This window comes from Massilia sp. YIM B02443 (assembly GCF_030411955.1).
In the GTDB taxonomy this organism is placed as follows: Bacteria; Pseudomonadota; Gammaproteobacteria; order Burkholderiales; family Burkholderiaceae_D; genus Telluria.
Genome location: NZ_JASNRA010000005.1, coordinates 180962 through 199204, shown reverse-complemented (window position 1 = coordinate 199204; position 18243 = coordinate 180962). Strand labels below are relative to the sequence as shown.

Here is an 18243-nt window from a genome sequence, read left to right as displayed (position 1 = left end):
ATGCAACGGCCGGTTATTTAAGCCAGCCGCGCCGGCGGAAATACCACAACGGCGCCACCCCGCACGCAATCATCAGGGTAATCGCAAACGGATACCCGAACGTCCAGTTCAGCTCCGGCAGCACCTTGAAGTTCATCCCGTAGACGCTGGCGATCAGCGTCGGCGGCAGGAAGGCGACCGATGCCACCGAGAAGATCTTGATGATCTTGTTCTGGTTGATGTTGATGAAGCCGACCGTCGCATCCATCAGGAAGTTCACCTTGTCGAACAGGAACGAGGTGTGTCCGTCGAGCGATTCGATGTCGCGCAAGATCTGGCGCGCTTCCTCGAACTGATCCGAATTCAACAAGCGCCCGCGCATCAGGAAGCTGACCGCGCGCCGCGTGTCCATCATGTTGCGGCGGATGCGGCCGTTCAAGTCTTCCTCGTGCGCGATCGCGTTCAGCGCGGCGGCCGCGTCCTGGTCGGTGAATTCCTTCTGCAGCACGCGGGTCGAGACTTCTTCCAGGCTTTCGTAGATGCCTTCCAGCGCGTCCGCCGAATACTCGGCGTCGGTCGCGTACAGGTCGAGCAGCACGTCCATGTAGTCTTCGATCGAGCCGGGACGCGAACGGGCGCGCATGCGCACCAGGCGGAACACCGGCAAGTCGTCGGTGTGCACCGAGAACAGTTTTTTGCCGGACAGGATGAACGCCACCGTCACCACCCGCGCCGGGCCGTCGTCTTCTTCCAGCAGGAAGTCGGTGCGCAGGTGCAGGTCGCCGTTTTCCGCTTCGTAGTAGCGCGCCGACGCTTCGATATCCGACACTTCGTCCTCGCCCGGCAGCGTGACGCCGTAGGCGGTCTTGACCCAGGTGCGCTCGTCTTCGGTCGGATCGGTGAGGTCGACCCAGACCGGGGCGACGTTCTCGAGGTCCTCGCGCGACGCGATCGTTACCTGGTTGAGACGGCCATTTTGAAGGACAAATACATTGATCATGCGCGGGGTTCTCGTTCTTGCGTGCTAGCTACGTGCCATTGCTCGGCCGGAATATAAAAAGTAGCGCAAGTGTAACCGTTTCGCCCGGAAAGCGGCCACCCGTCACGAGAATTTTGCAGCAATCGCCCGCGATTATCCGGGCACCTCGGCAAAACGCATCTGGCGCGCGATGGCGTTGGTGCGGCGCTGCAGGTAGTTGGTGCTGCGGTGCTTGTCGTAGTAGCGCGGATTGGGCAGCATCACCGCCAGCCGCGCCGCCTCGGTCTGGCCCAGCTTGGCCGCCGGCTTCTTGTAGTAGTAGCGCGCCGCCGCTTCGGCGCCGAACACGCCGCGCCCGAACTCGGCCACGTTCAGGTAGAGCTCGAGGATGCGCCGCTTGCTCATCACCGTCTCGAGCATGAAGGCGATCACCATTTCCTGGCCCTTGCGCAGGTAGCTGCGCGAGCCGGACAGGAACAGGTTCTTGGCCAGCTGCTGGGTGATGGTCGAGCCGCCGCCGACCACCTTGCTGCGCCGGTTGTTGCGCTCGTAGGCGCGCTCCAGCGCTTCCCAGTCGACGCCGCCATGCTCGTTGAAGTTGGCGTCTTCCGAGGCCACCACCGCGCGTTTCAGGTGCAGCGAGATGCGCTCGTACGGCACCCACTCGTGCTTGAGCGTTGCGTCGGGTTTCTTGTCGCGCAGTTCGGACAATTGCTGGCGCATGAAGCTGGTCGAGCCCGGATCGAATGTCGAATACCAGCACACCATGGCAAAGAAATACAGCTGGACCAGCAGCACCAGCAGCAGCGGGCCGAGGAAGATCCATTTGATCCAGCGGCGTCCGCCTGTCGTGGCGGCGCCCTTGCGCGATTTACTTGCCATGCCTTCGTCTTATTGTTGTGGTTGCCGCATTGCCGCCAGCACCGGCGCCGTGTCGGGCCGTACGCCGCGCCACAGGGCGAAGGCTTCGGCGGCCTGTTCTACCAGCATGCCCAGGCCGTCGCGCACGGCGGCGCCGTGGCTGGCTGCGAAATCCATGAACACGGTCGGTTTATTTCCGTACATCATATCCAAAGCGAGCGTGCCTGGGTGAAACACCGAGGTTGGGATCGGCGGCACGTCGGCGGCCAGGCTGCTGGACGTGGCATTGATGACGACGTCGAAGCCGCCCTCGATGTCGGCAAAACCGCTGACCGCCAGCTTGGTCGCATGTGCGGCGAAGTCCCGCACCAGCTTCTCGGCCGTGGCCAGGGTGCGGTTGGCGATCACGATCTGGCGCGGATTCTGCAGCAGCAACGGCAGCAGCGCACCGCGCGCGGCGCCGCCGGCGCCCAGCAGCAGGATGCGTTTGTCTTGCAGCGCCACGCCGGCGTTGCGCACGATGTCGGCCACCAGGCCGGGGCCGTCGGTGTTGTCGCCGACGATCTCGCCATCGGCGAAGATCAGGGTGTTGACGGCGCCGGCAGCTTGCGCGCGCGGCGCCAAACGCGTGGCAAGACGCGCCGCTTCCAGCTTGAACGGCACCGTGACGTTGGCGCCCCGGTAGCCCTGGTCGATCAGGCCGCGCATGGTGGCTTCGAAGCCGTCGAGCGGGGCCAGGCAACGATCATACTGCAGGGCTTGCCCGGTGGCGGCGGCGAAAGCGGCGTGGATCAGGGGCGATTTACTGTGGGCGATCGGGTTGCCGATGACGCAGTAGCGGTCGGCTCGGTTCATGGGGCGCCTTCGCCCAGGGTTGCCTGCATCTTGTCCTCGCGGGTAAAGCTGAAACGGGTGAACACTTCCCACAGGTCATCCTTGCCTTTCGAGCGCATGTTCGCCGGGAAGGCGCCGAACGGCGCCGAGCGCCGGACGATCTCGAGCGCGGCCTTGTCCAGCGCCGGGTTGCCCGAGCTGCGCTCGATGCGCGGGCCGCCATCGTTCAGGTACAGCGTGCCGTCCTGGAACACCGGGATATAGACCACCAAGTCGCCGTACAGCTTGCGCCCGGCCTGCTGCGGGAAGTTCAGGGTGCCGACTTCCTCGATGCGCTTCTGCATCGCCTTGTAGTACAGCGCGTAGCCGACCTGGCGCGTGCTCGGCGTGATCTGGGTGCGCTTGGGGCGGCGGTTTTCTTCTTCGATGCGCTGGAAGATCTCGGCCGCGCTGCGCGAAATGGCGCGCGTGCTGTCGAGGTTGTCGTTGCCGGTGCGGGCCGGGTCGGGCTTTTCCTTTTCGGCGTTCGGCGGCGCGGTGAACTGCGAGCGGCGCGCCTTGGTCAGCACGTCCTGTTGCTGCTGTTCCAGCTCCGCGATGCGGCGCTGCAGCGCCTTGATGCTGTCGCCGTCCTCGACCTTGCGCAGGTCGGGCAGCGGTGATTTGGCGCGGCCCTTCTCGGCGCTGCCGCCGCCATCCAGGTTGGCCTGGGCCAGGGCGTCGGCCTTGGCCGGGGCTTTCTGGTGTTTGGCGTTGACCAGCACCACTTCCAGGCCGGGATCGGCCGGCTGCTGGCGGAAGGCGTCCGGCGCGGCGAAACGGATCGCCAACAGCAATGCATGCGCGGCCACCGATACGGCCAGGGCGATCATCATGGGACGGTTTTGTCGGGAATACTTCACGCGCTGCGGGTGGCCGGGGGGCTGCTGGAATCTAAGTGAATCTGGGCATTCTAACCCGGCGGGAACGGATGAGGGAGCTTGGCTGCACGGGTGCAACAGAACGTGGTGTGTTCGATAAGAGGTGTTGTTGGAGTGATCTTATGAAGTACGCGGTTGCGACTTCGGAGGGGAACTTGGGTCCCCGCCTTCGCGGGGATGACGTGCTGAGGGTAGCGGAATCAAAGTTGGCTCTACCATTTGCTACCGACCTCAAGACCGTCATCCCCGCGCAGGCGGGGACCCAAGTTTTGTGCTTCTATCTATTCCCGCACAGCGGGAATCTATTGCGCCGACGCCGGCGCCGGCTGCGGCGCATCGCCCGTATCGACCGCAGCCACGGCGCCTTCCGCCTCGACCACTTCGGCCACGGCCGCTTCGCCCGTGTCCGCCTCTTCTTCATAATCGAGCGACGCATCCGGCTCCACCGCCGCCACTTCGAGCAGGCGCGCTTCCAGCGTCAGGTCGATCTCGTCCCAACGCACGATGTCGAGCTTGACCTGCGCCCCGCGCGCCACCGATTGCATGCCCGGCAGACGCACCACCAGCGGAATATCCGCCAGGCGCACGATCTCGTCCTTCAGCACCACGGCCTCGACCTGCTTGACCCGTTCCTGCCCCAGCCAGCGCAGGCACCAGTAACGCTCCATGTTCTGCTGGAAGTCGTTATAGGCCGAGTACGCCGCGTCGAAGCTGGAGACGATCGCGAACAGCGTCGCATCGCGATGCTTGAACGGCGCCACCAGCGGCGCGGTCACGCCGTGCGAGGCCGCGGCCAGGATCTGCCACTGGTTGACCAAATCGGTGTAGCGGCGCAGCGGCGAGGTGCTCCACGCATATTGATCGACACCGAGGCCCTGGTGCGGCGCCGCGTGCGTGACCATGCGCACCTGCATCTTGGCGGCCCAGCCGCCGGCGCCCGGGCCTTGCGAACGATAAATACCCGGCACGCCCGAGTCGTGCAGCAGCTTGCCCCAGGTGCTGTTGGCGAAGATCATCAGCTCGGCGACGATCTTGTCCAGCGGCGCGCCGCGCTTGCGGCGCACGATGCTGACCACGTCGTCGTCGACATAGAAGTTGAAGTCGACGCGATTCGCTTGCTCGGGCTTGAGGCCGAACGCCTCGCGCTTCTTCATGCGGCCCGCTTCCAGCTGCAGCGCCCACTGCCACAGCAGGCCCAGCTCTTCCTTGTGCGGATAGTCGCCCACGCCGCTGGCCAGGGTTTCTTCGTTGACCAGGTCGTCCAGGTCGTTGTGGCGCAGGTTGTTCTTCACCGGCACGCGCTCGGCGCGGGTGACCGTGGAAATGACGCTCCAGTCGGCCGGATTGAGCACCGCGTACAGCGACAGCGCCGGGCAATCGTTGCCCTCGGCCAGCGTGAAGGCATTGACGACGTCGTCCGGCAGCATGGTGATCTTGTCGCCCGGCATATACACGGTGGACATGCGCGCGCGCGCGATCTTGTCGATGGCGTCGTCGGGACGGATGCCCAGGCCCGGCGCCGCGATGTGGATGCCGACGCGCACGGTGCCGTCGTCCAGTTTCACGACCGAGAACGCATCGTCGATCTCGGTGGTGGTGACGTCGTCGATCGAGAACGCGGCGACCTCGGCCAGCGGCAAGTCGGCGGGCGCCTGCGGGATCTCGACCGGCGCGAAACCGGCGCCGCGCGGGAAGTGCTCGAACAGGAAGCGGCTCATGTGCAGCTCTTTCGGCGAGGCCAGCCCGCCGACGTTCAGCATCAGGCGCGGCGCGGTGGTCTGCAGCTCGTCGGCCGCCGCTTCCAGCGCCTTGTATTCGATGGTGTTCTTGTCCGGCTTGAACAGCAGCTGCTGCACGATCGCGCTCATCGCCTGCGGCAGCTTGCCGTTCTTCAGCTCGTCGACATAGCCGGCCTGGATGATGGCCTGCTGCTTTTTCTTTTCGATGCCGGCCATCGCCGCTTTCAGCGACTGTTCTGGCGCCGCCTTGTAGCGGCCACGGCCCTTCTTGTAGAAATAGATCGGGGAACCGTGCAGGGACAGCACCAGACCGGCAGCCTCGTGCGGCAGCGGCGCGTGGCCGAAGTATTCGGCGCCCAGTTCGGCGAAGCCGAATTCTTCCTGGCCGGCGACTTCCCACAGGAAGTCGAGATCGACGTCCGCGGCGATGGCCTTGGCCGCGTCCAGCAGCGCCTGCGGCTCGGGCTTGTCGAACTGCAGCAGCACGTCGCGCGTCTTGACCTTGGTGCGCTTACCGCTCGGCATCTCCACCTGGTAGGCTTCACCGGCCTGCGACAGCACCACGCCGACCTTGAAGTCGCCCGATTCCTCAAAAAATACGTTCATATTATGTTGTGTTCTTCATGGTTGCGGCCGTCTCCAGGCCCAGCACCGCAGGCAAGAATACCTCGGTGACCAGGAGCAGGCCTTGACGGCGGCGATAGACACAGCGCCGCGCGTAATAAATGGGTTCGTTCGCACCCGTGAGCGCGCGCACGCGCCGCGCCAGTGGATGTTCCGGGCCCAGGCGCGCGAATTCAAGCTGACCGCGCCGTACCAGCGGATCGTAGAACAGCGTGCTGCCCAGCGAGCGTTCGCCCAGCGCCGAGAACAGCGGCCAATCACTGGCGGTGGCACTTAGCGGCACCACGGTGTGGCCGAACACTGCCGGCTTGCCGTCGCACATGAGCAGCACTTCGCGCTCCCAGACCCGCTGCGGCCGCGCCAGGCCGATCGCCGCCGCTTCGTCCGCCAGGCACGGGGCGCCGCGCTGGTGCACCCGGCGCACGCGGAACTGTTCGCTGCTCGCCACCAGGCGCGCCGTCAGCGAACCGGGCGTGACCAGCCAGTCGTGCATCCGCGCCGGCGCGCGCACCGCGCGCGCGTGCGGCTGCCATGCGGCCATGCGCAGCGACGCGTTGCGGGTTGCCACTGCCGCGCCGGTCACCGCTGGAATCCGCAAAACGCCAGCACCTGGTCCACATACTGCGGGAATTCGGAGATCGCATGGTCGCTGCCGTCGATCACGTGCTGGCGCGCGCCATCGTAATGGGCCACCATGTCGCGATAATCCAGCACTTCGTCGCCGGTCGCCGCCAACAGGAAATAGCGCTCGGGACGCGTGATGCGCGCCACCTTCAACGCTTCCAGCTCGCCGATGTATTCCTGGCGGAATTCGAACGGTTCGTCCGAGTGCCAGTTGGTGGTCACGCCGACGTGCTGGTCCAGCTTGGCGGTCGGGTCGACCGCGGGATTGACCAGCACCGCGCGCACGCCGAGGCGTTCGGCCAGCCAGGTGGCATAAAAGCCGCCCAGCGACGAACCCACGATGGCGAGATTGCCGGGGGCATGGTGTTCGGCCAGGTCCAACGCCAGTGCGATCGCCGCCTTGGGCGAGGCCGGCAGCTGCGGGCAGATCAGTCGTCCGCCCTGCCCCGCCCGCTCCAGCCAGTCCTGCACCACGCGCGCCTTGAACGAAGACGGCGACGAACGAAAGCCGTGCAGATACAACAGATACGGACTTGCCGTCATTGCGCCAGCGCGTCCAGCAGTTTCTGGTGCACGCCGCCAAAGCCGCCATTGCTCATCACCAGGATGTGGTCACCCGGCTGGGCCTGCTGCACGATGGCCTGCACCATATAGTCGATCTGGTCGAAGCTGTGGGCGATGGCGCCCATCGGCTTGAAGGCGTCGGCCAGCGACCAGCCCAGCGCCTGCTGGCTGCCGAAGCCGAACACCAGGTCGGCATCCTTGAGGCTGCCCGGCAGCGCATCCTTCATCGCGCCCAGCTTCATGGTGTTCGAACGCGGTTCGAGCACGGCCAGGATGCGGCCCGGGCCAGTGCCGATCTTCTGGCGCAGGCCGCCGACGGTGGTGGCGATCGCGGTCGGATGGTGGGCGAAGTCGTCGTACACGGTGATGCCGTTGACGCTGCCGCGCACTTCCATGCGCCGCTTGACGTTCTGGAAGCGTCCCAGCGATTCGATCGCCTGGGCCACCGGCACGCCGACGTGGCGCGCGGCGGCGATCGCGGCCAGCGCGTTCGAGCGGTTGTGCTTGCCGGTCAGTTCCCAGTGCACGGTGCCCTGGACTTCATGATTGAACACCACGTCGAAGGCGCTGCCGCCAGGATGCTCGACCATGGCCCAGTCCACGCCCTCGGCCGAGCCAAACGACTCCTTCTCGCTCCAGCAGCCGCGCTTGAGCACGCGCCCCAAAGAGGCTTCGTCGCCATTCACCACCAGGCGGCCGACGCCCGGCACGGTGCGCACCAGGTGGTGGAACTGGGTCTCGATGGCGCCGATGTCCGGGAAGATGTCGGCGTGGTCGTATTCCAGGTTGTTCAGCACCGCGGTCTTGGCGTGGTAGTGCACGAACTTGCTGCGCTTGTCAAAAAAGGCGGTGTCGTACTCGTCCGCTTCGATGACGAAGAAGTCCGATTCCTGGTCGCCATGCAGGCGCGCCGAGACGCCGAAGTTCATCGGCACGCCGCCGATCAGGAAGCCGGGCGAATAACCCGCGTCTTCCAGGATCCAGGCCAGCATCGAGGTGGTTGTGGTCTTGCCGTGCGTGCCGGCCACGGCCAGCACCCATTTATTACGCAAAATATGTTCACCGATCCACTGCGGCCCCGACACGTACGGCAAGCCGCGGTTCAGGATCTCTTCGATCAGCGGATTCCCGCGCGTCATGACATTGCCGACCACATATAAATCCGGGTTCAGCGCTACCTGCTCCGGGCCGTAGCCCTGGATCAGCTCGATTCCCTGGGCTTCCAGCTGGGTGCTCATCGGAGGATAGACGTTGGCGTCGCAACCGGTCACGCGGTGGCCGGCTTCCTTGGCCAGGACCGCCAGGCCGCCCATGAAGGTGCCGCAGATGCCGAGAATATGGATGTGCATGGGATGAACGAATACTAGTAAAGAGGAAATGTCAGTGCGTCATGTAAACGCGCGAATACGCGATTTTACCCGAGCCGCCGGCTTTTTCCGTTCAGAGTATGATCACGGCATGATGATGCCGAACCAGAACAACGATCTCCTCCAGTTGCGCGCCGAGATCGCTCTCGTCGCTGCGCGCATGATCGCCCAGGACGGCGCCGACTACGGCACCGCCCGCCGCAAGGCGGCCCGCCAGGTGCTGGGCGTCGATCAACCGAAACCGAACATGATGCCGGACGACGTCCAGATCGAGGACGAGGTGCGCAAGTACCAGGCCCTGTTCGGCGGCGCCGCCCATGCCGAGCGGCTGCTGCACCTGCGCGAGACCGCGCTGGCGGTGATGGAAGCGCTGTCGGACTTCAATCCCTACATCACCGGCGCCGTGCTGAACGGCACCGCGGGCGAGCACGACGACATCCACCTGCAGCTGTTCGCCGACAGCGCCAAGGAAGTCCAGATCTATTTATTGAACCGCAATGTTAATATCGACATCTCGGAAACCCCGCATTTCAAGGGCGGTCGCCATGCGCCGGTCGAGACGGTGAGCTTTCCGTGGATGAAAGAGATGGTGCATGCGGAACTGTATGAATACCAGGACCTGCGCGGCGCCCTGAAACCGCGCGCCGACGGCCGCCCGCAGCGCCTCGACGCCGCCGGCCTGCGCGCCCTGATCGCCGCCGAGGCGGCGCAAGACCAATAACAAGCTTCTGTTAACAACATGAACAAGAAACACCTGGCCGCCTACGTGGCGGTTGCCGCCCTGTTCGGCGTGATGGGCGGGATCGTCGCCATCAACAAGAAGGAACCGGCCCCGGTCACCACCACCATGGCCGATACCGGCGGCGCGGCGCACAGCGCGGTCGACAAGTTCTACGCCCAGTCGCTCAATGACCTGAAGGGCCAGCCGCAAGCGCTGGCCCAGTGGAAAGGCAAGCCGCTGCTGGTCAACTTCTGGGCCACCTGGTGCACGCCGTGCGTGCAGGAGATGCCGGAGCTGTCGCACCTGGCCGATGAAGAAGCCGGCCGCCAAGGCGAAAAGCGCTTCAATGTGATCGGCATCGGCATCGATTCGCCGACTAATCTGTCCGAATTCGCCGAGAAGCTGAAGATCGCCTACCCGCTGTACGTGGGCGGCATGGGCGGCACCGAGCTGTCGCGCGAGCTGGGCAATAAACAAGGCGGCTTGCCGTTCACGGTATTGATCGGGGCCGACGGCCAGGTGATCAAGACCTATCTCGGCAAGCTCAAGTTCGACGAACTGCGCGCCGACCTGGCCCAATTGAAGGGCTGACGGCATGCCGGATGCAGCACCGCGCGCGGGTGAAAAGAACGACCGTACGATTGTAACTGCGGTCATCGTGCGCTTATCGACCAGTCATTTTACTGCTTGCCAACAGCCGAGCTAGGCGGCACAATGCCTGACTTTCGGGCAACCAGACTCCTCACCATGGCGAAAAAGCTACTGCTGCTCAACGGCCCCAACCTCAATTTACTGGGGACGCGCGAGCCGGCGGTGTACGGCACCACGACGCTGGCCGACATCGAGCACGCAGCAGTTGCACAAGCCCAGGCAGCCGGCGCCACGCTGGCCTGCTTCCAGAGTAACCATGAGGGAGCCCTGATCGACCGTATCCACGCCGCTCGCGAAGAAGGCGTGGATTTCATCGTCATCAATCCTGGCGGCCTGACCCATACCAGCGTAGCGCTGCGCGATGCATTCACCTCGGTGGCCATCCCGTTCGTGGAAGTGCATATCTCGAATATCCATGCCCGCGAATCCTTCCGGCATCACTCCTTTTTATCCGGCATCGCGCAAGGCGTGATCTGCGGACTGGGGCCGGATGGATATCGGATTGCCATCGACTTTGCACTTAAATAGCGTTAATCTACGTCAACTTCATGTAACAGCGGCCGTGCGGCATTTCCATCGCCGGCCTGCTCTCTAAAACGAATAATTCCAAGGGGTTTCACATGGATCTACGAAAACTCAAGACCTTGATCGACCTGGTCGCTGAATCGGACATCGCCGAACTCGAAGTGACCGAGGGCGAAAGCAAGGTTCGCATCGTCAAGTCGTCCGCAATCCCGCAGAATCAGATGGTCATGCTGCCGCAGCAAGGCGTGCAGCAATTCGCCGCGCCGGCCCCGGCCGCCGCACCTGCCCCTGCCGCTGCTGCAGCCCCGGCCGTCGCCGCCGAGCCGACCGGCCACGTGGTCAAGTCGCCGATGGTCGGCACCTTCTACCGTTCGTCGGCGCCGGGCGCTCCGGCCTTCGTGGATGTCGGCGCCAATATCAAGGAAGGCGACACCCTGTGCATCATCGAAGCGATGAAGCTCCTGAATGAAATCGACGCCGACGTCTCCGGCGTTGTCACCAAGATCCTCGTGGAAAACGGCCAGCCGGTCGAATTCGGCCAGCCGCTGTTCGTGATCGGCTGATCAGCTTTTCCAGCATGGCGGCGCTCGCCGCCGCTTGCTCATCCATGACGTGTCCGGCGCCGCTTTTTTCGAGCCGCGCCGGTTTTCACTGAAACATCGGACCTACCATGTTTGAAAAAATCCTCATCGCCAACCGTGGTGAAATCGCGCTGCGTATCCAGCGCGCTTGCCGCGAGCTGGGCATCAAGACGGTCGTCGTGCACTCCGAGGCCGACAAGGACGCCAAGTACGTGAAGCTGGCCGACGAATCGGTCTGCATCGGCCCGGCAGCCTCTAGCCTCAGCTACCTGAACATGCCGGCCATCATCAGCGCGGCCGAAGTGACCGACGCCGAGGCGATCCACCCGGGCTACGGCTTCCTGTCCGAGAACGCCGACTTCGCCGAACGCGTCGAGAAATCGGGCTTCGTGTTCATCGGCCCGCGTTCGGACTCGATCCGCCTGATGGGCGACAAGGTCTCGGCCAAGCAGGCCATGATCAAGGCCGGCGTGCCCTGCGTGCCGGGTTCGGACGGCGCCCTGCCGGACGATCCGAAGGAAATCGTGCAGACCGCGCGCCGCGTCGGCTACCCGGTCATCATCAAGGCCGCCGGCGGCGGCGGTGGCCGCGGCATGCGCGTGGTGCATACCGAAGCGGCCCTGCTCAATGCCGTGCAGATGACCAAGACCGAAGCCGGCACCGCCTTCGGCAATCCGGAAGTCTACATGGAGAAGTACCTGGAAAATCCGCGCCACGTGGAAATCCAGGTGCTGGCCGACGAACACAAGCAAGCCGTCTGGCTGGGCGAGCGCGACTGCTCGATGCAGCGCCGCCACCAGAAAGTGATCGAAGAAGCACCGGCGCCGGGCATCCCGCGCAAACTGATCGAGAAGATCGGCGACCGCTGCGCCGAAGCCTGCCGCAAGATCGGCTACCGCGGCGCCGGCACCTTCGAATTCCTGTACGAAAACGGCGAGTTCTATTTCATCGAGATGAACACCCGCGTCCAGGTCGAACACCCGGTTACCGAAATGATCACCGGCATCGACATCGTGCAGGAACAGATCCGCATCGCCTGCGGCGAGAAGCTGCGTTTCCGCCAGCGCGACATCATGCTGTCGGGCCACGCGATCGAGTGCCGCATCAACGCCGAGGATCCGTTCAAGTTCACGCCGTCGCCGGGCCGCATCACCAGCTGGCATCCGCCGGGCGGCCCTGGCATCCGTGTCGACTCGCACTCGTACGCGGGTTACTATGTGCCACCGCATTATGACTCGATGATCGGCAAGGTAATTTCGTACGGCGCCACCCGCGAGCAGGCAATCCGCCGCATGCAGATCGCGCTGTCCGAGATGGTGGTCGAGGGTATTTCGACCAACATCGCGCTGCATCGCGAACTGATGGTCGACGCCCGCTTCATCGAAGGCGGCACCAACATCCACTACCTGGAGCAGAAGCTGGCCGCCAAGCCGGACCTGCCGAAGGAAACGGCGCTCAGCGCCAAATCGGAAGCCAAGGCACAAGAATGAGCTGGACTGAAGTCGTCATCGAGATCGCGCGCGACCACGCGGAAGCGCTGTCCGACGCCCTGATGGAAGCCGGCGCGCTGTCGGTGTCCGTGGAAGACGCCGACGAAGGCACCGAAGACGAAAAGCCGATCTTCGGCGAGCCGGGCATGGAACCGGAACAGGCGGCGTGGGACCACAGCCGCGTGGTCGCCCTCACGGATTCGGACGCCGACCAGATGGCCATCGTCACCGAAGCCGCCAACGCGATCAAGCTGCCGGTGATCCCGTCGTTCACCACCCGCAAGGTGGAAGACGCCGACTGGGTGCGCCTGACCCAGTCGCAGTTCGAGCCGATCCACATCGGCAAGAACATCTGGGTGGTGCCGAGCTGGCACACCGCGCCCGATCCGAACGGCCTGATCCTGGAACTCGATCCCGGCCTGGCGTTCGGCACCGGCAGCCATCCGACCACCCGCCTGTGCATGGAGTGGCTGGAAGCGCATCCGGCGCCCGGCAAATCGGTGCTGGACTACGGCTGCGGCTCGGGCATCCTGGCGATGGTGGCCAAGAAGCTGGGCGCGCAGGACGTGGCCGGGGTCGACATCGACCCGCAGGCGATCGAATCGGCGCGCGCCAACGCCGAACGCAACAACGTGGAGATCGACTACTACCTGCCGGACACCTTCGCTGTCGCTCCCAACGAGCGTCACGCCAAGGGCCAGTTCGACATCGTGGTGGCCAACATCCTGTCGAGCCCATTGAAGCTGATGGCGCCGATGTTGTCGGGCCGCGTGGCGCCCGGCGGCAGCTTGATTCTGTCCGGCGTGCTGGCACGCCAGGCGGAAGAAGTGGCCGCGGCCTACGCACCTTTCATCAAGCTGGGCGTCTGGGCCGAGCAGGACGGCTGGGTTGCCCTTCACGGCACGCTCGGCCAGGACACCGCCCCCGAGCCGCGCACCACCGCCGGCTAAGGGCATGGCGCTCGCCACCCAATGCCCCCACTGCGGCACGGTGTTCCGTGTCGCCGCCGACCAGCTCAAGCTGCGTGGGGGCATTGTGCGTTGCGGCGCCTGCCAGTTGATTTTCGACGGGAATGCGGGGCTGGTCGATCTGGACAAAGCCTCGCAGCCTTCCCCTGTTCCTGCTGCAGCGCCCGAGGCGCCTGCTGCAACCGCTCCCCATGCTGCTTCCGAGCCGCCTGTCGTGCAAGACGACGTGCCTGCGCAGCCGCTCGACGCGGACGCCGCGTCTGCCGGCGCAGACCAGCAGCCGGTCTACACCCTCGAACTCGATCGCACCTTCTCGCCGCATGGCATCCTGCCGCAGGCCGCGCCCGCCGATGAAGCTGCCGAAGCCGAGAGCGCCGGCACGGCGCTGCTGGAGCATCCGGTCGAGCAAGCGCCTGAAGCCGCGCCTGCGCCATCCGTCGAGCGCCAGGACGAACCTGAACCTGAAGCCGCACCCGAGCCGGCCCCGGCGCGCGCCGACGACGCCCCGCCGCTGCTGCTGCGCGAATCGGCCGGCGGCTCGCCGCCGATCGTCGCCCCGGCTCCGCCGGTCACCCCGCGCGCCCGCGCCGCCGAGGCCCGCGCACGCCGCTCCAAGCTGACCCCGACCCGCATCGAAGAGCCGCCCAAGCTGCGCGTGCCCGACAGCGACGAACCCGAGTTCGTGCGCCGCGGGCGCCAGCGCGAGCAATCCGGCAAAGCGCGGCGCATCGCGCTGGCGCTGGGCAGCCTGGTGCTGCTGCTGGCACTGGGCGCGCAGGCCGTGGTCAGCTTCCGTGACGTGCTGGCGGCGCGCTATCCGGCGCTGCGCCCGGCGCTGGTCTCGAGCTGCGCCCTGCTCGGCTGCAGCGTCAGGCTGCCGACGCGTCCCGATCAATTGGTGATCGAGACCGGCGAACTGATCACGCTGGGCGGCAACGCCTACACCTTCAGCACGCTGCTGCGCAACCAGGGCGACATGGCGCTGGCCTGGCCCAGCATCGAACTGACCCTGAACGACGCCGACGACAAGCCGCTGGTGCGGCGCGTGTTCGGCCCGCGCGACTACGTCGGCGCGGCGGCAAGTTCGCCGACCGGCTTCGGCGCGCGCGCCGAGCAGCCTGTCAAGATCCATTTCAGGCTGGAGGGACTCGAACCCTCCGGCTACCATATCGCCGTTTTCTATCCCTGAAGGCTACCCCATGACCAAAACCGCCCTGATCTGCGGCTCGCTCGCGTTCGACAAGATCATGCAATACCACGGCCGCTTCGCCGAGACCCTGCTGGCCGACCAGCTGCACCGCGTGAACGTCTCGTTCCTGGTGCCGACCATGCGCACCGAATACGGCGGCTGCGCCGCCAACATCGCCTACAACCTCAAGATGCTGGGCGGCGAACCGCTGATGATGGGCACCCTGGGCCAGGACGGCGGCGACTACCTGAAACGCTTCGCCCAGCTGGGCCTGGAAACGCGCGGCATCACCACCATCGACGACGCCTACACCGCGCAGTGCTTCGTCACCGCCGACGAAGACAACAACCAGATCAACGCCTTCCACCCGGGCGCGATGCAGTTCTCGCACCAGAACAACGTGGCCGACCAGGGCGCGCTGCGCGTGGCGATCATCTCGCCGGACGGCCGCGACGGCATGATCAAGCACGCGCGCGACTGCGCCGAGCAGAAGGTGCCGTTCATGTTCGATCCGGGCCAGCAGCTGCCGATGTTCTCGGGCGAAGAGCTGATCACCTTCATCAAGCAGGCCACCTACCTGGCCGCCAACGACTATGAATTCGAAGTGATCATGGACCGCACCGGCTTGAGCCTGGAAGACATCGCCGCGCGCCTGGACGCGCTGATCGTGACCCGCGGCGCGGCCGGTTCCGACATCTACGCCGGCGGCGAGCACATTCGCATCCCGGCGGTGGAAGCGGCCAACGTGGTCGACCCGACCGGCTGCGGCGACGCCTACCGCGCCGGCCTGCTGTACGGGATCACCAATGGCCTGGAATGGGCCACCAGCGGGCGCATCGCCAGCCTGCTCGGCTCGATCAAGATCGCCAGCCAAGGTGGCCAGAACCACGCGTTCACGCCCGAGGAGTTCGACCAGAAGTTCGAAGCGGCGTTCGGGTTCAAGTTCCGCTGATCGGTTAAGAAATGAAAAAGGGGCGCCGTGCGAACGGCGCCCCTTTTGTTTGTACTGATGCCGTCTTACACGTAACCGAACACCTGCCCCAGCACGAACAGCAGGATCTGGATCAGCACCAGCGCCACCAGCACCGACAGGTCGATGCCCCCGATCGGCGGCACCACACGCCGGATCGGGCGCAGCAGCGGCTGATTCAGCGCATGGACGAACGGCGCCAGCGGCGCATTCGGGTTCACCCAGCTGAACACCGCTTCGATGATCAGGAGCGCCATGAAGCCATACAGGATCCAGTTCAGGAAGCGGTGCAGCGCATACAGCAGCACCACTTCGCCGCTTGCGCCCTGCAGCAGCAGCAGCGCGCTGGCCAGCAGCACCACCAGGAAGGCGCCGATCAGGCTCGCCCAGTCATAGCCGCGGGTGCCCGGCACCACGCGCCGCAGCGGCAGCACCAGCCAGTCGGTGATGGTGTGCACGAACTGGCGGATCTGGTCGGGAAGACGCACGCGGATGGCATTCGTCCAGAAGCGCAGCAACAGCACCCCGCCCAGCAGGCCTGCGACGATATTCACGATAAACTGAAGAATGGACAGCACGGACTCTCCTCAAAAAAAAACCGCTGTGCGAACGATCACACAGCGGCATTGTGCCTGAACGATGTCCGACTTGCCACGTGCACATCACGTGGCAGGCGCGGAACGGCGTTGGATATTACGGACGGCTGCTGGTCGGGAACGGCCATGCGGCTGGCGCCAGCACGGTCTTCGCGGCCGGAGCGGCTGCAGGAGCGCTTGGCGCTGCCGCCTTGTCCGACGATGCGGCAGACTTGGCGGCCGGCTTCTTGGCGGCTGCCTTCTTCGCTGCCGGCTTGGTCTCGGCCTTGGCTTCCACCTTGGCGTCCGTCTTGCTGTCGGCTTTCGCTTCCGGCTTGGTCTCGACTTTCGACTCGGTGGCGGTATCGGCTTTCACTTCCGGCTTGCTGTCGGCCTTCGCTTCGACCTTCACTTCCGGCTTGGCGGCGGCAGGTTTGGCTGCAGGCTTGGCTGCGGTGGTGGCCGACGTGGTCTTGGTCGCTGCGGTCTTGGTGGCAGCGGTCTTGGTCGCAGCAGTCTTGGTGGCAGCGGTCTTGACCGGAGCGGCAGCCTTGGTGGCAGCGGTTTTTGCCGGAGCAGCAGCTTTCTTGGCAGCAGGAGCAGCCGATTTAGCGGCGGTCGAAGCGGCTTTGGTCGCTACCGGCTTGGCAGCGGTTTTGGTCGCGGTCGATTTTTTCGCTGCAGGCTTTGCAGCCGATTTAGCGGCGGTTTTAGTCGCGGTCGCTTTCTTGGCTGCCGGCTTGGCAGCGGTTTTGCTTGCGGCCGCTTTTTTAGCTACCGGCTTGGCTGCCGATTTGGTTGCCGATTTAGCGGTCGATTTGGTTGCGGTCGCTTTTTTGGCGGCTGGTTTAGCAGCGGACTTGGCGGTCGATTTAGCGGCTGCCTTTTTCGCTGCCGGCTTGGCTGCCGGTTTTGCGGCGGCTTTCTTTGCCGCTGGTTTAGCTGCCGGTTTAGCAGCGGCTTTCTTTGCCGCCGGTTTTGCAGCAGCTTTCTTTGCGGCTGGCTTCGCTGCCGGTTTAGCGGCGGCTTTCTTGGCTGCCGGCTTGGCTGCCGGTTTAGCAGCGGCTTTCTTGGCTGCCGGCTTGGTTGCCGATTTAGCGGTCGACTTGGTCGCCGACTTGGTTGCCGGCTTTGCAGCGGCTTTCTTGGCTGCCGGCTTGGCGGCCGGCTTGGCGGCCGATTTAGCGGTCGACTTGGTTGCCGATTTAGTTGCCGGCTTGGTTGCCGACTTGGCTGCCGGCTTCGCCGCCGATTTAGCGGTCGACTTCGCTGCCGGTTTTGCCGTCGATTTAGCGGCGGCTTTCTTCACTGCTGGCTTGGCGGCCGGCTTGGCGGCCGATTTCGCAGTGGTCTTGGTCGCGGTCGACTTAGCGGCGGTGGTCTTGGTCGCAGCGGTCTTGGCCGCGGTTGCTTTCTTTGCTGCAGGTTTTGCTGCGGTCTTCGCTGCCAGCTTGCTCACGGCCTTGGCTGCCGGCTTGGCTACCGCCTTGGCGGTTGCCTTGGTGGCGGTCTTGCTGGCGGTCTTGCTGGCGGTGGTCTTGGTAGCGGCGGCTTTCTTTGCCACTGGTTTCTCTGCTGCAGTCTTTGCGGTGGACTTCGTCGACGACGAAGGCGCGCTCTTTGCTGCTGCCTTTGCTGCTGGTTTCTTAGCGGTTGCCATTTTTGTTCTCCTTCATCTGCGATGAGAAATACACACTAGGTTTAAAACGCGCCAGGCATTACTGCCTGGCGAGTTATTCATCGGCCCACACCGCAATTGCGATCTGGGCCAATGAATCCGGCACCGGCTGAACTGCTGCAACTCCTCACAGTTGCAGCGCTTCAGCCAACGTCGACAGGTCACCGATGCCACGTGTTTTCACATCGCTACCCTTACGGGTGCGAAAAGAAAAAGCCGCCTTGCCTGAGCAATTGGTCAGACAAGGCGGCTTGTTCTTTTCGCTTCGCTTGCGTGCATACTGGTTGGATCAGCGTCCTATTATTCGATCGATTTTGCCCGGGTTGCCCGCGACAATATCACATCTTCTCGTTTTGACAAATTCAATCATGTAAAGTACGCGCCTTGTTTGCGATTTCTTTGTG

General features: G+C 64.6%; 18 protein-coding genes. 8 read left to right on the top strand and 10 right to left on the bottom strand.

Going from position 1 to position 18243, the window contains the following annotated elements:
- Nucleotides 1–13 precede the first annotated feature (13 nt).
- The 8 genes from corA to mpl all read right to left on the bottom strand — a co-directional run bounded on the left by corA (nt 14) and on the right by mpl (nt 8473).
- A complete protein-coding gene (corA, locus tag QPK27_RS07825) occupies nt 14–979 on the bottom strand; it encodes a magnesium/cobalt transporter CorA (RefSeq protein ID WP_290417648.1) in 966 nt (321 codons plus the stop codon).
- A gap of 132 nt (nt 980–1111) precedes the next feature.
- Entirely contained in the window at nt 1112–1840 is a 729-nt protein-coding gene (mtgA, locus tag QPK27_RS07820; RefSeq protein ID WP_290417647.1) for a monofunctional biosynthetic peptidoglycan transglycosylase, read from the bottom strand.
- A gap of 9 nt (nt 1841–1849) precedes the next feature.
- On the bottom strand, nt 1850–2674 hold the full coding sequence (gene aroE, locus QPK27_RS07815) for a shikimate dehydrogenase (RefSeq protein WP_290417646.1): 825 nt from the start codon (nt 2672–2674) through the stop codon (nt 1850–1852).
- The gene (locus QPK27_RS07810; RefSeq protein WP_290417702.1) at nt 2671–3525 is read right to left on the bottom strand and encodes a TonB C-terminal domain-containing protein; all 855 of its coding nucleotides are present in this window, start codon (nt 3523–3525) and stop codon (nt 2671–2673) included. The genes aroE and QPK27_RS07810 overlap by 4 nt, the downstream gene beginning before the upstream one ends.
- Before the next feature lie 350 nt (nt 3526–3875).
- Nucleotides 3876–5918, bottom strand: a complete 2043-nt coding sequence (locus QPK27_RS07805) for a ribonuclease catalytic domain-containing protein (protein ID WP_290417645.1) — start codon at nt 5916–5918, stop codon at nt 3876–3878.
- A 1-nt stretch (nt 5919) separates the two neighbouring features.
- Entirely contained in the window at nt 5920–6477 is a 558-nt protein-coding gene (locus tag QPK27_RS07800; protein WP_290417701.1) for a chorismate lyase, read from the bottom strand.
- A 38-nt stretch (nt 6478–6515) separates the two neighbouring features.
- Nucleotides 6516–7103, bottom strand: coding sequence for a YqiA/YcfP family alpha/beta fold hydrolase (locus QPK27_RS07795; RefSeq protein WP_290417644.1), 588 nt, complete (start codon nt 7101–7103; stop codon nt 6516–6518).
- Nucleotides 7100–8473 (bottom strand): UDP-N-acetylmuramate:L-alanyl-gamma-D-glutamyl-meso-diaminopimelate ligase, encoded by a 1374-nt coding sequence (gene mpl / locus QPK27_RS07790; protein ID WP_290417643.1) that lies wholly within the window; start codon nt 8471–8473, stop codon nt 7100–7102. Before mpl ends, QPK27_RS07795 begins: the two co-directional genes overlap by 4 nt.
- A gap of 112 nt (nt 8474–8585) precedes the next feature.
- Between mpl and QPK27_RS07785 the strand changes: the two genes are divergently transcribed.
- The 8 genes from QPK27_RS07785 to QPK27_RS07750 all read left to right on the top strand — a co-directional run bounded on the left by QPK27_RS07785 (nt 8586) and on the right by QPK27_RS07750 (nt 15568).
- Nucleotides 8586–9212: a hypothetical protein gene (locus QPK27_RS07785; RefSeq protein WP_290417700.1), complete on the top strand. Its 627-nt coding sequence runs from the start codon at nt 8586–8588 to the stop codon at nt 9210–9212.
- A gap of 18 nt (nt 9213–9230) precedes the next feature.
- Nucleotides 9231–9803, top strand: a complete 573-nt coding sequence (locus tag QPK27_RS07780) for a TlpA disulfide reductase family protein (protein WP_290417642.1) — start codon at nt 9231–9233, stop codon at nt 9801–9803.
- 156 nt (nt 9804–9959) lie between these two features.
- Nucleotides 9960–10391, top strand: a complete 432-nt coding sequence (gene aroQ, locus QPK27_RS07775; protein WP_290417641.1) for a type II 3-dehydroquinate dehydratase — start codon at nt 9960–9962, stop codon at nt 10389–10391.
- A gap of 92 nt (nt 10392–10483) precedes the next feature.
- Nucleotides 10484–10951, top strand: a complete 468-nt coding sequence (accB, locus tag QPK27_RS07770; RefSeq protein WP_290417640.1) for an acetyl-CoA carboxylase biotin carboxyl carrier protein — start codon at nt 10484–10486, stop codon at nt 10949–10951.
- Between the two features lie 107 nt (nt 10952–11058).
- On the top strand, nt 11059–12459 hold the full coding sequence (accC, locus tag QPK27_RS07765; protein WP_290417639.1) for an acetyl-CoA carboxylase biotin carboxylase subunit: 1401 nt from the start codon (nt 11059–11061) through the stop codon (nt 12457–12459).
- Nucleotides 12456–13409: a 50S ribosomal protein L11 methyltransferase gene (prmA, locus tag QPK27_RS07760; RefSeq protein ID WP_290417638.1), complete on the top strand. Its 954-nt coding sequence runs from the start codon at nt 12456–12458 to the stop codon at nt 13407–13409. Before accC ends, prmA begins: the two co-directional genes overlap by 4 nt.
- Before the next feature lie 4 nt (nt 13410–13413).
- The gene (locus QPK27_RS07755) at nt 13414–14616 is read left to right on the top strand and encodes a DUF3426 domain-containing protein (protein WP_290417637.1); all 1203 of its coding nucleotides are present in this window, start codon (nt 13414–13416) and stop codon (nt 14614–14616) included.
- 10 nt (nt 14617–14626) lie between these two features.
- Complete coding sequence (locus tag QPK27_RS07750; protein WP_290417636.1) at nt 14627–15568, top strand: carbohydrate kinase family protein; 942 nt, start codon at nt 14627–14629, stop codon at nt 15566–15568.
- A 65-nt stretch (nt 15569–15633) separates the two neighbouring features.
- Here QPK27_RS07750 and QPK27_RS07745 read toward each other — a convergent pair whose 3' ends face one another.
- Both QPK27_RS07745 and QPK27_RS07740 read right to left on the bottom strand, forming a co-directional pair.
- Entirely contained in the window at nt 15634–16164 is a 531-nt protein-coding gene (locus QPK27_RS07745; RefSeq protein ID WP_374047028.1) for a YggT family protein, read from the bottom strand.
- Nucleotides 16165–16279: 115 nt separating this feature from the next.
- Entirely contained in the window at nt 16280–17821 is a 1542-nt protein-coding gene (locus tag QPK27_RS07740) for a hypothetical protein (RefSeq protein ID WP_290417635.1), read from the bottom strand.
- Nucleotides 17822–18243 lie beyond the last annotated feature (422 nt).

Excerpts from the sequence above, each read along its gene's own strand:
- aroE (WP_290417646.1), bottom strand. The coding sequence starts at position 2,674 with ATGAACCGAGCCGACCGCTACTGCGTCATCGGCAACCCGATCGCCCAC.
- accC (WP_290417639.1), top strand. The coding sequence starts at position 11,059 with ATGTTTGAAAAAATCCTCATCGCCAACCGTGGTGAAATCGCGCTGCGT.
- QPK27_RS07740 (WP_290417635.1), bottom strand. The coding sequence starts at position 17,821 with ATGGCAACCGCTAAGAAACCAGCAGCAAAGGCAGCAGCAAAGAGCGCG.
- prmA (WP_290417638.1), top strand. The coding sequence starts at position 12,456 with ATGAGCTGGACTGAAGTCGTCATCGAGATCGCGCGCGACCACGCGGAA.
- QPK27_RS07755 (WP_290417637.1), top strand. The coding sequence starts at position 13,414 with ATGGCGCTCGCCACCCAATGCCCCCACTGCGGCACGGTGTTCCGTGTC.
- mtgA (WP_290417647.1), bottom strand. The coding sequence starts at position 1,840 with ATGGCAAGTAAATCGCGCAAGGGCGCCGCCACGACAGGCGGACGCCGC.
- QPK27_RS07805 (WP_290417645.1), bottom strand. The coding sequence starts at position 5,918 with ATGAACGTATTTTTTGAGGAATCGGGCGACTTCAAGGTCGGCGTGGTG.
- QPK27_RS07795 (WP_290417644.1), bottom strand. The coding sequence starts at position 7,103 with ATGACGGCAAGTCCGTATCTGTTGTATCTGCACGGCTTTCGTTCGTCG.
- QPK27_RS07810 (WP_290417702.1), bottom strand. The coding sequence starts at position 3,525 with ATGATCGCCCTGGCCGTATCGGTGGCCGCGCATGCATTGCTGTTGGCG.
- mpl (WP_290417643.1), bottom strand. The coding sequence starts at position 8,473 with ATGCACATCCATATTCTCGGCATCTGCGGCACCTTCATGGGCGGCCTG.
- QPK27_RS07800 (WP_290417701.1), bottom strand. The coding sequence starts at position 6,477 with ATGGCCGCATGGCAGCCGCACGCGCGCGCGGTGCGCGCGCCGGCGCGG.
- QPK27_RS07785 (WP_290417700.1), top strand. The coding sequence starts at position 8,586 with ATGATGCCGAACCAGAACAACGATCTCCTCCAGTTGCGCGCCGAGATC.
- accB (WP_290417640.1), top strand. The coding sequence starts at position 10,484 with ATGGATCTACGAAAACTCAAGACCTTGATCGACCTGGTCGCTGAATCG.
- corA (WP_290417648.1), bottom strand. The coding sequence starts at position 979 with ATGATCAATGTATTTGTCCTTCAAAATGGCCGTCTCAACCAGGTAACG.
- aroQ (WP_290417641.1), top strand. The coding sequence starts at position 9,960 with ATGGCGAAAAAGCTACTGCTGCTCAACGGCCCCAACCTCAATTTACTG.
- QPK27_RS07750 (WP_290417636.1), top strand. The coding sequence starts at position 14,627 with ATGACCAAAACCGCCCTGATCTGCGGCTCGCTCGCGTTCGACAAGATC.
- QPK27_RS07780 (WP_290417642.1), top strand. The coding sequence starts at position 9,231 with ATGAACAAGAAACACCTGGCCGCCTACGTGGCGGTTGCCGCCCTGTTC.